Genomic DNA, 12,940 nt, shown 5'->3' on the forward strand with positions numbered 1-12,940 from the left:
CGGTCCACTGGCGCGGTGACCCCCTCGCTGACCGACCGCGGCGCCCGGCTGCGCGACGACGACCGCCACGAAGAAGCCCTCCCGCTGCTGCGGGACGCGGTGGCCGCGGGCGAGCCGGGCGCGTCGCGCCAGCTGGCCCTCACGCTCATGGAAACCGGTGATTACGAAGCGGCCGAGAAGGTGCTCGTGACGGCGGTCGACGGCGGTGAGACGCGGCTGGCCGGCCTCCTCGGCGCCGTCGCCGACGATCTCGGGCACGCCGTGACGGCCGAGTCGGCCTACCGGACGGCGCTCGCGGCCGGGAACGGCGAAGCCGCCAACGACTTCGGGGTGTTCCTGCGCGGGCAGGAGCGCTTCGACGAGGCGATCGCGGTGCTGACCGAGGCGGTCCGAGCCGGCGACACGCTGGCCGCGGGCAACCTCGTCCACCTGTACCTGGAGGACCTCGCGGACGTCGGCACCGCGGAGCGGCTCGCTCGCGAGCACCTCGACGAGCGCCGGCCGAGCACGTACGTCGCGCTCGCCGCCGTGCTCGCGGCGCGGGGAGACCTGGCCGGAGCCGAGGAGGCGCACCGGAGGTCCGTCGAGCTGGGCGCGCCCAAGGCGCACCAGAACTTCGCGCTCTTCCTGTGGGAAGAACGCGACGATCCGGTGGCCGCCGAGCGTGAGTTCCGGCTGGCGAAGGAGGACGACGAACCGGGCTGGGGGTACGAGCTGGGGAACTTCCTGGTGGAGCGGGGACGGCCGGACGAGGCCGGTGACGTCCTGGCGCACGCGTCGGCGTGGGGCGACCTCGAAGCACGAGCCCTGCTCGAAGACCTCGAAGCCTGAGTCAGGGTTTTCCGGAGGGGCGCCGGTGCAGGAGGTCGAAGCGGGACCACATCGCCTCCGCCGCCTCGATGGACCTGCCCGTGCGGGCCGGGTCCACCGCGGCCAGCTGGGCGACGATCGCCTGGACCAGGGCCATGCCCGCGGTCAGGGACGGGAAGAACGTGACGCCCTCGGCCGGCACCAGCAGCACGCTCTCCGCCGCGCCGGCCAGTGACGGGCTGGCCGCGTCCGTGACGGCGAAGACCCGCGCGCCCCGGCTCTTCGCCTCCTCCGCCGCCAGGACCGTGCTCTCGTACAGGCGCCAGAAGCTGATCGCCACGAGCACGTCGTCGCCGGTCAGCTTGGCCGTCGTGTTGGCCAGTTCCGCGTCGCCCGCCGTCACCGCGTGGACGTCGTAGCCCGCGAGACGCGCGTTGTGCGCGAAGGCGATGCCGACCGCCGCGTAGCTGCCGTCGGCGATCACCACGGTCCGGCGGGCCGCCGCGATCGCCCGGGCGACCTCGCGGATCAGCTCCTCGTCGATCCGGCGGTTGAGCAGGGCGAGGCTGTCGAGGTCGCGGCTCAAGGACGCCGAGCCCGGCGAGTCGACGCCGCGGTGCTCCTCGGCGACCTGCGGCGCGCTCAGCGACGACAGGTACCGCGCCCGCAGCTCCTGCTGCAACGCCGGCCAGCCGGCGAAGCCCAGCGCCTGGGCCGTGCGCGTCACCGTCGCGATGTTGACGCCGGCGAGCTGGGCCAGCTCCGCCGTCGAGCCGAACGACGCCCGCCTCGGCTGGGTCACCAGCACGTCGAGCACCGCCGCCGACTTGGGCCGCAGCCCCCGGTCCGGCAGCCGGTCCCGGAGCCATCCCTCGAAACCGTCGTCGGTCTCCGCCACCTGAGCCCCTCCCTTGACCGCGCCACCGTAACGCAGGGTGCACATGCAAAGAACGTTGCATATTCGCCGAAGTGCAGTATACGTTGTCCGCACTCGCGCAGCCCGGATCACGGAAGGTGCTCCTCATGACGCTGCTGGCACGACTGGACCGGCTCCCGCTGAGCCGCCCGCACTACAAGCTGCTGCTCATCGGCGGGCTCGGGTACACCTTCGACGGCATGGACTCCGCGGTCGTCGCGTTCCTCCTGCCCAGCGCGAAGACCGTGTGGGGGCTGGACAACGGCCAGCTCGGGCTGATCGGCTCGGCCACGCCGTTCGGCTTCCTCTTCGGCGCGATCGCGGCCGGCCTGCTCGGCGACCGCATCGGCCGCAAGAAGGTCATGATGTACGCGCTGGCCTTCTACGCGCTGTTCTCGGTCATCGCGTCCTTCTCGCCCAACTACGAGGTCTTCCTCGGCGCCCGGGTGCTGGCCGGGGCCGGCGCGGGTGCCGAAAGCGCGATCATCGCGCCGTTCCTGTCCGAGTTCGTCCCCGCGAAGCGGCGTGGCTGGTTCGTCGGCGCGCTCGCCGGGTTCTTCTCGTTCGGCTTCGTCGCGGCCGCGCTGATCGGGCGGTTCGTCGTGCCGTCGTTCGACGAGGGCTGGCGCGTCGCGCAGCTGGTCACCGCGCTGCCGATCGTCATGCTCCTGTGGTGGCGCCGGTCGCTGCCCGAATCGCCGCGCTTCCTGCTCGCGCAGGGCCGGGACGCCGAAGCCGAGACGGTCGTAGCCAAGCTGGAACGCGACGTCGAGAAGGCGACCGGCACCGCGCTCCCGCCGGTTCCGGCCGCTGACGCCCAGCCCGTGACCGAAACGCCGAAGGTCAACCTCCTCAGCGCGCTGAAGTTCCTGTGGAGCCCCGCGATGGCGCGCCGGACGGCGGTGATCTGGGCCGTCTGGTTCGTGATCACGTTCTCCTACTACGGGTTCTTCTCGTGGATCCCGACGCTGCTGGTCGAGCGCGGGATCACGGTGACCAAGAGCTTCGAGTTCTCGATCATCATCTACCTGGCCCAGGTGCCCGGGTACTTCTCGGCGGCCTGGCTGTCGGAGCGGCTCGACCGCAAGCACACCATCGCGCTGTACCTGGCCGGCTCGGCGGTGAGCGCGTTCTGGCTGAGCCAGATGTCCGCGCCATGGTCGATCACGCTGGCGGGCGCGGTGCTTTCGTTCTTCCTCAACGGCACCTACGCCGGGGTGTACTCCTACACGCCCGAGGTGTTCCCGACCTGGATCCGGGCCAGCGGCACCGGCCTGTCGAGCGCGTTCGGCCGGGTCGGCAGCATCCTGGCGCCGACGATCATCGGCCTGTCCTCGGCGAGCCTCGGGTTCGCCGGCGTCTTCGGCCTGACGACGATCGTGCTGGCCGCCGGGGTGGTGTGCGTGGTCGTGTTCGGCCTGTCCACCGCCGGCCGCTCGCTCGAGGAACTGACCGAACGCGGTGCGCCCGCGGCCACCGCCAAGGAGATGACGAAGTGAAGCTGTCCACAGTGGAGGAACGGGTGCGCGACGCGATCGGCGTGCGGCTGTTCACCGTGCTCGCGTGGGTACCGGAGCGCCAGGCGCTGCGGCGGGTGCACAGCAGCCATCCCGCGGAGTACCCGGTCGGCGGGGAGAAGACCGTCGAGGTGGCCGCGGGCTGGCTCGCGCGGTGCGTCACCGCGCAGGAGCCCTACCTCGGGCCGGACCGCGCGGCGGTGCGCGAGATCTTCGCCGACCACGCGCTGATCGACTCGCTCGGCTGCGGTGCCGTGATCAACGTGCCCGTCGTCGCGGACGGCCGGACGCTCGGCGTGCTCAACATCCTCGACGCGGAAGGCCGCTACGACGAGGATTCGGTGGTGACGGCCGCGTCGCTCGCGCCGCTGGCCGTCCCCGCACTGCTCGGATTCGAAGAGGAGGAGAAGAACCGGTGACCGGATCGCTGCTGCTGCGCAACGCCCGCCTGCTCGACCCGGCGACGGGGGAGTACACCGAGGGCGACCTGCGGTGCGCCGACGGCCGGATCGCCGAGGCCGGGCCCGGGCTGGCCGCGGCCGACGTCCGCACCGAGGACCTGCGCGGCGCCGTCGTGCTGCCCGGGCTGATCGACGCGCACGTGCACGTCACCGCGTCGACCGCGGACCTCGGCTCGCTGCCGTCGGCGTCCCCGTTCTACGTGGGCGCCCAGGCCGCCCACACCATGAGCGGGATGCTCGACCGCGGCTTCACCACCGTCCGCGACGCCTCGGGCGCCGACTACGGCCTCGCCGACGCGCAGGCCGAAGGGCTGATCCGCGGTCCGCGGCTGCTGTTCTGCGGCAAGGCGCTGAGCCAGACCGGCGGGCACGGCGACAGCCGGACCCGCGGCACCCACGTCCGGGACGACCACCAGTGCTGCGCGGGCCTCGGCCGGGTCGCCGACGGCGTCGACGCGGTCCGCGCCGCCGCCCGCGACGAGCTGCGCAAGGGCGCCCACCACATCAAGGTGATGGCCTCGGGCGGCGTCGCCTCCCCGACCGACCGCATCGACTCGACGCAGTACTCCGCCGACGAACTGCGCGCGATCGTCGAGGAGGCGGAGGCGGCCAACCGGTACGTCGCCGCGCACGCCTACACCGCCCGCGCCGTCAACCGGGCCCTGGAGCTGGGAATCCGCTCGATCGAGCACGGCAACCTCCTCGACGACCGCAGTGTCGAGCTGTTCCTCGAGCGGGACGCCTACCTGGTGCCGACCTTGGTGACGTACTGGGCGCTGAAGGAGGAAGGCCGCGAGCACGGCCTGCCGGAGTCCAGCTGGCGCAAGGTGGACGAGGTCCTCGGCGCGGGCCTGGCCGCCGTGGAGCGCGCGTCCCGCGGCGGCGTGAACCTGGTCTACGGCACCGACCTGCTGGGCGGCATGCACCGCCACCAGAACCACGAGTTCCGCCTGCGCGCCGAAGTCCAGTCACCGCTGGAGGTGCTGCGCTCGGCAACGTCGACCGCCGCGGCCCTGCTGAACCTCACCGGCGAGATCGGCACCCTGGCCATCGGCGCACACGCGGACCTCTTGGTGGTGAACGGCGACCCGCTAGCCGATGTCGGAGTGCTGACCGGGCGGTTCCGGCACGTGGTGCAGGGCGGGGACGTGGTGTCCTAGACCCAGTTCCGCACTCCTGGCGCGTACCCCTCCGGTTTGTCGCCGATCTTCAGGCCCGGGGTGACGATCCAGTTCTGGTACTCCGGCGTGAACATCCGGTAGACCGACGCCGGCGGCACCGCGCTCGCCTCGTCTAGGAGGGTGCGCAGCTCGGCGGGGATCTCGAAGTCGAGGGCCGCCATGCTTGCTCCGAGTTGCTCTGCGCTGCTGGCGCCGACGATCGCCGACGCGATGCCCGGCTGGGTGGCTACCCAGTTGAGCGCGACCTGGGCCATCGTCACGCCGAGCTTGCCCGCGACCTCCTCCAGCGGCTTGAGCAGATGCCAGTCCCGTTCGGTCCAGGTCTGGGTGTCCGGGTTGGCGTACCGGCCCTCGGTTCCGGTGCGGTACTTGCCGGTCAGGAAGCCGCCGGCCAGTGGGCTCCACGCCGTGACGCCGAGGCCGAGCGTCTGTCCCATCGTGACGTGCTCGGTCTCGATCTCCCGCTGCACCAGCGAATACGGCAGCTGGACGTTGATCACCGGCGTGAGCGCGTTGGCCTCGGCGAACGTCTGGGCCCGCGAGGCGTACCAGGCGGGCACGTCCGACAGCCCGGCGTAGCGGATCTTGCCCGCGCGGACGAGGTCGTCGAACGTGCGCATCACCTCTTCGACCGGGGTGAGCCGGTCCCAGGTGTGCAGCAGGAAGAGGTCGACGTAGTCGGTGCCCAGCCGCCGGAGCGACGCCTCCAGCGCGCGGACCATGTGCTTGCGCCCGTTGCCGCCCGCGTTCGGGTCGCCCTCGGTGACGCTGTTGGTGAACTTGGTGGTGAGCACCACCTTGTCGCGGACGTTCGCCTCGCCGATGAGCTTGCCGAGGATGGTTTCGCTTTCGCCGGCGGTGTAGAAGTCCGCGGTGTCGACGAAGTTGCCGCCGTCTTCGAGGTAGCGGCGGAAGATCGGGCGGGCCTCGTCCTCGGTCTTCCCGTAGGCGGCGTGGAAGCCGCCGGTGCCGAAGTTCATCGTGCCCAGGGCGAGCCTGCTGACCCGCAGCCCGGAGCGGCCGAGGAGGTAGTACTGGTCGAGTGCCATGGGGAAGTGCTCCTGTACAGCGGAATTCTCGTGGACCTCCTCAGCGTGCCGGGACTTTTTTGGACCGGCAAGTCCACTCCGGGCTAGAGCCGGCCCGCTGCTGCGCGGACCTCCTCCAGGACCTGCCGCAGCGGTTGCCCGGTCGCCTCCGCCGCGGCCCGCACCTCCTCGTACTCCGGCTGCGCCGTGACCACCACCCCGTTCAGGTACCCGCGCTTCACGCTGACCGCCTGGCCGCGGTGATCCACCGTGACGCTGTCGCGCGGCAGGGCGCGCCGCTCCACGGGGGACAGGCGGACGCCCAAAGTGGACGTGTGGGCGAAGACCGCGGCGCACACGCCGTCGACGCGGTCGTCGGCCGTCAGGACCGTCAGGACCACGCCCGCCCGGCCCTTCGGGGCCGTCACCGGGGCGCACCAGGCGTCCGCGGCGCCCGCTCCGCGCAGGGCCGACAGGACCTCCGGCCACAGGCGCGGGTCGAGGTCGTCCACGGTGGTCTCGATCACCGTCATCGCCGTGCTCACCCACGCTGGCGCGGCGCCGGTGCCCGCGCCGACGACCACGCGGACGATGTTCGCGTGCCCGGGCGGGTCGGCCGTGCCCGCGCCGACGCCCACCTTTTCCGGTACGCACGAAGGCATCGGGCCGTACGCGCCGGCCAGCGTGACGAGTAACGCCGCGCCCGTGGGCGTGCAGAGCTCACGTGCCGCGGGGTGGGCGGCCACCGGGGCGGCCGCGCCGGTCAGCAGGGCCAGCACCGCCGGCGGCGGCACAGTGAGCCTGCCGTGCGCCGCCGTCACCGTGCCGCCGCCCACCGCGATCGGCGACACCGTGACGCTCGCTTCCAGCAGCCCCAGCGCCTCCAGCCCCAGCGCGCAGCCGACGATGTCGACGATCGCGTCCAGCGCGCCGACCTCGTGGAAGTGCACCCGGGACGCTTCGATGCCGTGCACGGCGGCTTCCGCTTCGGCCAGCCTGCCGAACACCGCCGTGGCGAACCGCTCCGCCCGGACGGGCAGCCCGGCGCCCGCGATCAGGTCGAGGATCTCGGGCAGGTGCCGGGCGTGCCGGGTCTCCGGCGCCTCGACGAGCACCTGCCGGGCCCGCAACCCGTGGCGCCGCACCACTTGCTCGGTGAGGCGGACGTCGTCGACCGGCAGCTTGGCGAGGCCCGAGACGATCCCGTCGAAGTCCGCACCGGCGTCGACCAGCGCGGCCAGCAGCATGTCGCCCGCGCAGCCGTTGCCGGCGTCGATCCACCCGACCGTCACGACGCCACCGACTGACGCGCGACGCGGGCCGCGGCGACACCGGCCCCGAAGCCGTTGTCGATGTTGACGGTCACCACGCCCGGCGCGCAGCTGTTGAGCATCGTGAGGAACGCGGTCAGCCCGTCCATGTGCCAGCCGTACCCGACGCTGGTCGGCACCGCGATGAGCGGCACCCCGCAGAGTCCGCCGAGGACGGTTGGCAGCGCGGCCTCCATCCCGGCGATCGCCACGATCGCGTCGGCGCCGGCGATCCGGTCGCGTTCGGCCAGCAGCCGGTGCAGCCCGGCGACCCCGACGTCGACGACGAGGTCCGGTTCCGCGCCGAACACCGCCACCGTCGTGGCGCATTCGCGGGCGACGGGCAGGTCCGACGTGCCCGCGCACACGACGGCCACCCGGCCGCGGGGCGCGGGCGGCTCCCCGAGGGTGACCGTGCGGCCGGCGTCGTCGACCCGCGCGCCGGGAAGCCGTTCCCGGCACCGGGTGCGTGCTTCCCCGTCGACCCGGGTCGCGAGTACCGCCCGTCCGGGATGTTCTTCGTGCAGCCGGGCGAGCGCGGCCACTATCTGGTCGGGAGTTTTGCCCGCGCCGAATACCACTTCGGGATCGCCCGTCCGGACCACCCGGTCGAGGTCCAATCGCGCAAAGCCGAGATCCGCGGTGGTTGCCGCCGTTCCATCAGTCGATACCACAGTCGACACGTTAGTGTTCGTCCGCTACACATGTAAACTGCGCCGGGGGACAAGCGCACGAATACAGCAATGTGTTGACTGCGCGGGACCGCCGCGATCGACTTACCGCACGCAAGACGCCTCGAGCGGAGGAACCGTGCTCTTCTATTGTCGAAAATGGATCATCGCGCCCGTACGAGCAGTGGGGACGCCCTAGTGGACGCGGGGCGGGCCGGCCGGCTGCTGAGCCGGCTGCGGGAGCTCGGCGGCGTGGCCGTCGCCTTCTCCGGCGGCGTCGACTCGGCGCTGGTGCTGGCGGCCGCGCTGCGGGCGCTGCCGGGTGACCGCGTGCTGGCCGTGATCGCCGATTCGCCGAGCCTGGCGCGGGCCGAGCTGACCGCCGCCCGGGAGCTCGCGGCCGGCCTCGGCGCGGAGCTCGCGGAGGTGGAGGTCGCGGAGCTGGAGGTGCCCGGTTACCGGGCGAACGCGGGCGACCGCTGTTACTTCTGCAAGCGCACCGTGCTGAGCGCGGTCGGGGAGCTGGCGGTCCGGCGCGGGCTCGCGCACGTGGCCACCGGAACCCACGCGGACGACCACCGTGCGTTACACCGCCCTGGTCTGCGGGCCGCCCGGGAGCTGCAGGTGGTCGAGCCACTCGCCGACGCCGGCCTGGGCAAACAGGACGTGCGGGCGCTCGCGGCCGAGTGGTCACTTTCCGTGGCCGACAAATCGTCGACGCCGTGCCTCGCGTCACGTATCTCCGTCGGCGTGCCGGTCTCTTTACGGAGGCTGGGTCTGGTGGAACGGGCCGAGATCGCGGTGGGGGCCCGGCTTGCCGGGGCCGGCGTCCACCCGCGTGATCTGCGCGTCCGGCTGCTCGGCGAGGGGTTCCGGGTCGAGCTCGACCCGGCCGCCCGTGCCGCCGTGTACGCCCGGCCCGGACTCTCCGGGGCGGTGCTCGCGGCGCTGGGCGAGCTCGGGCTGACCGGCCCGGGTGCGGTGGCGGCCTACCGGGCGCCCGCGCTCGCCCCGCCCACCTAGGACCGCGCACCCGGATTCTTCCCGGCGCGTTCCCCGATGTGTTCCCCGCTGTTCCCGACTATGTCCCAAGGTGTCCCCACGGTGTCCCCAAAAGGCAGACAAAAGAACCAGTAACCGGAGTCCGCGCTATCCCGTTGATGTCATTCGTCCGTCAATTGCGACCGATCGCACACGGTCCGCGACGATCTTGACGGCGCGATCATGAATTAGTCACGCCGAAGCAATGCCGAGAACACCGAACCTGCTTCTCCCGCCTTGCCAAGCGCATATTTCAGCTATTGTTCCTGAGTTCTGCACGCGGGCCGCTGCGAGCGGTAGCCGTGCGCGTACGGTGGGGGAGGTCCTGTGTACTTCAAGGTGCTCGGCACGTTGCGGGTCCAGCGTGACGGGGAGCGGGTCGATCTAGGCGGGCTGCGGCAGCAGCGGCTGCTCGTGATGCTCCTGCTCAACGCCGACAAGGTGGTCAGCGCCGAGCGGCTGCTCGAAGCCATGTGGGACGGCGAACCACCGGTGACGGCGCGGCGGCAGCTCCACAACGCCGTGGCCGCGCTCCGGCGCAGCTTCGCCGCCGCCAAGCACCTCGTCGTCAAGGACGGCCCCGGGTACCGCATCCAGGTGGACCAGCAGGACATCGACGCCCACCGCTTCACCGCCATGGTCGCCTCGGCGTCCGCGGCGGCGGCCGCCGGGCGCCCCACCGCGGCCGTGGAGCAGCTGGAGTCGGCGCTCGCCCTGTGGGACGGGCCGGCGCTGTCCGGGCTGAACAGCCCGGTGTTCGAGATCGCCGCCGCGCGGTTCGAGGAAAACCGGTTGTCCGCCACCGAACGGCTCATCGGGCTGCGCCTGGACGGCGGGGACGCCGCCGCGCTCGTCCCCCAGCTGGGCGAGCTGGTCTCGCAGCACCCGCTGCGGGAGGAGACCCGGAAGCTGCTGATGCTGGCGCTGCACCGGTGCGGCCGCAAGGCCGACGCGCTCACGACGTACGAGCAGTGCCGCCGGCTGCTCCGGGCCGAGCTCGGCGTCGACCCCGGTGCGAGCCTGCGGGAGCTCTACGAGCGCATCCTGCGCGACGACCGGCCGCGCACCCCGGCCCCGGCGCCGTCGCGGGCCGCCGAGCGCGGCAACCGCTCCTTCCTGCCCTACGACACGGCCCACTTCACCGGGCGCGCCGAGGAGCTGCGGTTCCTCACCGGCTGCCGCTCGGCGGCCGGGACCGCGCTGAGCATCCTCGCCCTCGACGGCATGCCCGGCGTCGGCAAGACGACGCTCGCCGTGCGGCTGGCCCACCAGCTGGCGCACCGGTTCCCGGACGGGCACCTGTTCGTCGACCTGCACGGGCACTCGGCCGACCAGGAACCCCTCGGCCCGGACGCCGCGCTCGAGCGGCTGCTGCTGGACTTCGGCGTCGCGCGGGACCGGATCCCGCACGACAGCGGGCACCGCGCCGCGCGCTGGCGGGCCGAGCTCGCCGAGCGCCGGGTGCTGGTGGTGCTGGACAACGCCCTCGACGCCCGGCAGATCCGGCCGTTGCTGCCCGGGACCGGGAAGGCACTGGTGATCGTCACGAGCCAGCGGCGCCTCGCCGGGCTCGACGGTGTGACGTCGCGCTCGCTCGACGTGTTCTCCCCGGCCGAGGCCGCGGCGCTGTTCACCCGGATCGCCGGGCTCGGCCGCACCGGCGTCCGGCCGGACCTCGTCGCGGAGATCGTGTCCCTGTGCGGGTTCCTGCCGCTGGCCGTCAGCATCGCCGCGTCCCGGTTCCACAACCGGCCCGCGTGGACGCTCGAGCACCTGGTGACCCGCCTGCGCGACCGCGCGAACCGGCTCGGGGTGCTGTCCCTGGACGACCGCAGTGTCGCCGCGCAGTTCGAGGCGTCCTACCGGAAGCTCTCGGCCGGGCAGCGCAAGCTGGTGCGCGTGCTGGGCAGCACCACGCACCCGGGTGAGGAGTTCGACGCCGGTACCGCCGCGCTGCTGCTGAACCTGCCCGTGCCCGACGCGGAACGGCTGCTGGAAGAACTGTTCGACGCGCACCTGGTCCGGCAGCGGACCGCGGGCCGGTACCACTTCCACGAGCTGGTGCAGGACCACGCCCGCGCCAAGGCCGACGACCGGGAGCCGGGTGACGGCCTGCGGAGCACGTTCGGCCGCACCGCACTGGCGACGGTGACCGAGCTGGAGTGCAGCTTCGGCTGAACCGCTTGCCCGGCAACACCATCGCGCTCCGATGCACCACCGATGGGCGGGCGAGGCCGGGCGGATGGCCGCCACCGGCAGGCTGGGTACCGGAGCCGGTCGGCCGGACCGCTCCCGCTGCCGTCGCCGTCGTGGGCCCGCACAGAGAGCGAAAACATGGAGTTCACCCACAAGACCGTCCTGAGCCCCGAGTTGCGTGCCCGAGTGCTGCGAGACCCGGACATCGGCGGTGGCAACCTGCTTCCCTCGATGCTCGAGCTCAACCCGTACCCGGACGAGCCGTTCCTCCACTTGCTGACGCCGATTCCTTACACCGACGGCGAAACCCGGCACTGGTTCAGCCTGCGCGACCTCGACCACCTCGTGCAGAGCTGGTCGGTCTGGTACCTGGAGCAGGGGGTGCGGCCGCACGACCGGGTCGCGGTCTTCCCGCCCGACTCCATCCAGTACTTCCTGCACCTCTCGGCGCTCGCGCAGATCGGCGCGATCTCGATGCTCATCAACAGCAAGGCACCGCGGGAGAGCGCGGTCGCGCTGATCGAGCGCAGCGGCGCGCTGGGGCTCTACACCGACCAGGAACGGCTCGACCGGATCGCCCCCGATCTCGACCGCCTGAACCTGCGGTGGGTCAAGACGATGGAGGAGCTGCCGGCCCTGCCCTCGGCGGTGCTGCCCGACGCGGACCGCTTCCGGCACCACCCGGACGACCCGGTCGGCCTGATGCACTCCTCGGGCACCACCGGGCTGCCGAAGCCGGTGATCCACACACACAAGACGATCCTGGACGGCCCGAAGTGGCGCGCGGTGAACTACCAGGAAGAGCCCGACGCCGTCATCCTCAACGCGCTCCCGCAGTCGCACCAGGGCTGTGTGTCGTTCAACGCCTACACGGTGCTCGGCGGCCAGCCGACCGTGGTCTGGCGCGACGTCTCGGGTGAAGAGCTCGCGAAGGCCGTCGAGGAGCACAAGCCGAGCATGGTGATGGCGTTCGGCCACGCCTACCCGGAGCTGGCCGCGATCGAGACGCCGAAGGGCGCGCTCGACTCCGTCAACATCTGGGTGTCCATGGCGGACGCCATCCACGAGCGGCACCTGAAGAACATCCTCGCGCGGCGCTCGCCCGGCCTCCCGCCGGCGGCCTTCCTCGACCGGCTCGGCACCACCGAGCTCGGCTGGGGCGTCCTCATGAAGCCGCGGACCCTGGCGACCGAGCGCGACGACCGCTGCGTCGGCAAGTCGGTGGGCTACGCCGAAGTCGCGATCGTGCGGGAGAACGGCACGCTCGCCGAGCCCGGTGAGATCGGCCTGCTCGGGGCGAAGCCGCCGTCGATGACGGTCGGGTACTGGGGCAACCAGGACACCTACTACCGCAGCAAGCTCGCCGGCTACTGGCTGACCGGCGACGTCGCCTACCAGGACGGCGACGGCACCTTCTACCAGGTCGACCGCGCGGTCGACGTGGTGCACACCGCGGCCGGCCCGGGTTATTCGGTGCAGATGGAGGAACTGATCCTCAACGAGGTGGCCGGCGTCGAGGACTGCACGGTCGTCGCCGGCGGGTTCGGCGGGGAGAAGGTCGCCGTCGCCGTCGTCACCGGGGACGGCGTGGACCCCGAAAAGGTGCTGTTCGCGGCCAACGAAGCCCTGCGGGCCCACGGGAAGCCGGAGCTGTCCGTCGTCGAGGTCGCCGGGGGCGACGGCGACTTCCCGCTCGGTGTCACGGGCAAGTCGCTGAAGCGCTACCTGCGCGACAAGTACAAGGACCTCGCCGTCTACGTCCGTGACCGCCGGGGCAAGAACCTCGCCACGAGCGATGCGCTCGGGTGA

At 72.2% G+C, this 12,940-nt stretch carries 11 protein-coding genes; 7 read left to right on the top strand and 4 right to left on the bottom strand.

All coding sequences use genetic code 11. The features are described from left to right. The first annotated feature begins 15 nt into the window (after window positions 1-15). Window positions 16-831, top strand: a complete 816-nt coding sequence (locus tag VA596_RS37695; protein ID WP_323333740.1) for a tetratricopeptide repeat protein — start codon at window positions 16-18, stop codon at window positions 829-831. A 1-nt stretch (window position 832) separates the two neighbouring features. Here the strand turns inward: VA596_RS37695 and VA596_RS37700 are convergent, their stop codons facing one another. Continuing rightward, window positions 833-1,708, bottom strand: a complete 876-nt coding sequence (locus VA596_RS37700; RefSeq protein ID WP_323333742.1) for a MurR/RpiR family transcriptional regulator — start codon at window positions 1,706-1,708, stop codon at window positions 833-835. A 125-nt stretch (window positions 1,709-1,833) separates the two neighbouring features. On the opposite strand from VA596_RS37700, the gene VA596_RS37705 reads away from it, so the two are divergent. Genes VA596_RS37705 through VA596_RS37715 form a run of 3 tightly spaced genes read left to right on the top strand, consistent with a single transcriptional unit; the run spans window position 1,834 to window position 4,864 of the window. Beyond that, window positions 1,834-3,225 (top strand): MFS transporter, encoded by a 1,392-nt coding sequence (locus VA596_RS37705; protein ID WP_323333744.1) that lies wholly within the window; start codon window positions 1,834-1,836, stop codon window positions 3,223-3,225. Further along, a complete protein-coding gene (locus VA596_RS37710) occupies window positions 3,222-3,662 on the top strand; it encodes a GAF domain-containing protein (protein WP_323333746.1) in 441 nt (146 codons plus the stop codon). Before VA596_RS37705 ends, VA596_RS37710 begins: the two co-directional genes overlap by 4 nt. Further along, window positions 3,659-4,864, top strand: coding sequence for a metal-dependent hydrolase family protein (locus VA596_RS37715; RefSeq protein WP_323333748.1), 1,206 nt, complete (start codon window positions 3,659-3,661; stop codon window positions 4,862-4,864). Before VA596_RS37710 ends, VA596_RS37715 begins: the two co-directional genes overlap by 4 nt. On the opposite strand, the gene VA596_RS37720 is transcribed toward VA596_RS37715, so the two are convergent. The 3 genes from VA596_RS37720 to larB all read right to left on the bottom strand — a co-directional run bounded on the left by VA596_RS37720 (window position 4,861) and on the right by larB (window position 7,897). Continuing rightward, window positions 4,861-5,934 carry an aldo/keto reductase gene (locus VA596_RS37720; protein WP_323333749.1) on the bottom strand — a complete coding sequence of 358 codons (1,074 nt, stop codon included), beginning with the start codon at window positions 5,932-5,934 and terminating at the stop codon, window positions 4,861-4,863. The two genes, VA596_RS37715 and VA596_RS37720, sit on opposite strands and share 4 nt — an antisense overlap. Before the next feature lie 83 nt (window positions 5,935-6,017). Next, complete coding sequence (larC, locus tag VA596_RS37725; RefSeq protein ID WP_323333750.1) at window positions 6,018-7,205, bottom strand: nickel pincer cofactor biosynthesis protein LarC; 1,188 nt, start codon at window positions 7,203-7,205, stop codon at window positions 6,018-6,020. Then, a complete protein-coding gene (gene larB / locus VA596_RS37730; protein ID WP_323333751.1) occupies window positions 7,202-7,897 on the bottom strand; it encodes a nickel pincer cofactor biosynthesis protein LarB in 696 nt (231 codons plus the stop codon). Before larB ends, larC begins: the two co-directional genes overlap by 4 nt. A gap of 195 nt (window positions 7,898-8,092) precedes the next feature. Between larB and VA596_RS37735 the strand changes: the two genes are divergently transcribed. From VA596_RS37735 to VA596_RS37745, 3 genes are all read left to right on the top strand, one after another. After that, window positions 8,093-8,917: an ATP-dependent sacrificial sulfur transferase LarE gene (locus tag VA596_RS37735; RefSeq protein WP_323333752.1), complete on the top strand. Its 825-nt coding sequence runs from the start codon at window positions 8,093-8,095 to the stop codon at window positions 8,915-8,917. A 345-nt stretch (window positions 8,918-9,262) separates the two neighbouring features. Continuing rightward, window positions 9,263-11,113 carry an AfsR/SARP family transcriptional regulator gene (locus VA596_RS37740; protein WP_323333754.1) on the top strand — a complete coding sequence of 617 codons (1,851 nt, stop codon included), beginning with the start codon at window positions 9,263-9,265 and terminating at the stop codon, window positions 11,111-11,113. Between the two features lie 156 nt (window positions 11,114-11,269). Continuing rightward, a complete protein-coding gene (locus VA596_RS37745) occupies window positions 11,270-12,940 on the top strand; it encodes a class I adenylate-forming enzyme family protein (protein WP_323333756.1) in 1,671 nt (556 codons plus the stop codon).

The organism is Amycolatopsis heterodermiae (assembly GCF_034929455.1).
Lineage (GTDB): Bacteria > Actinomycetota > Actinomycetes > Mycobacteriales > Pseudonocardiaceae > Amycolatopsis > Amycolatopsis heterodermiae.

Coding starts and splice junctions, on each gene's coding strand:
- VA596_RS37705 (WP_323333744.1), top strand. CDS start 1,834: ATGACGCTGCTGGCACGACTGGACCGGCTCCCGCTGAGCCGCCCGCAC.
- VA596_RS37720 (WP_323333749.1), bottom strand. CDS start 5,934: ATGGCACTCGACCAGTACTACCTCCTCGGCCGCTCCGGGCTGCGGGTC.
- VA596_RS37745 (WP_323333756.1), top strand. CDS start 11,270: ATGGAGTTCACCCACAAGACCGTCCTGAGCCCCGAGTTGCGTGCCCGA.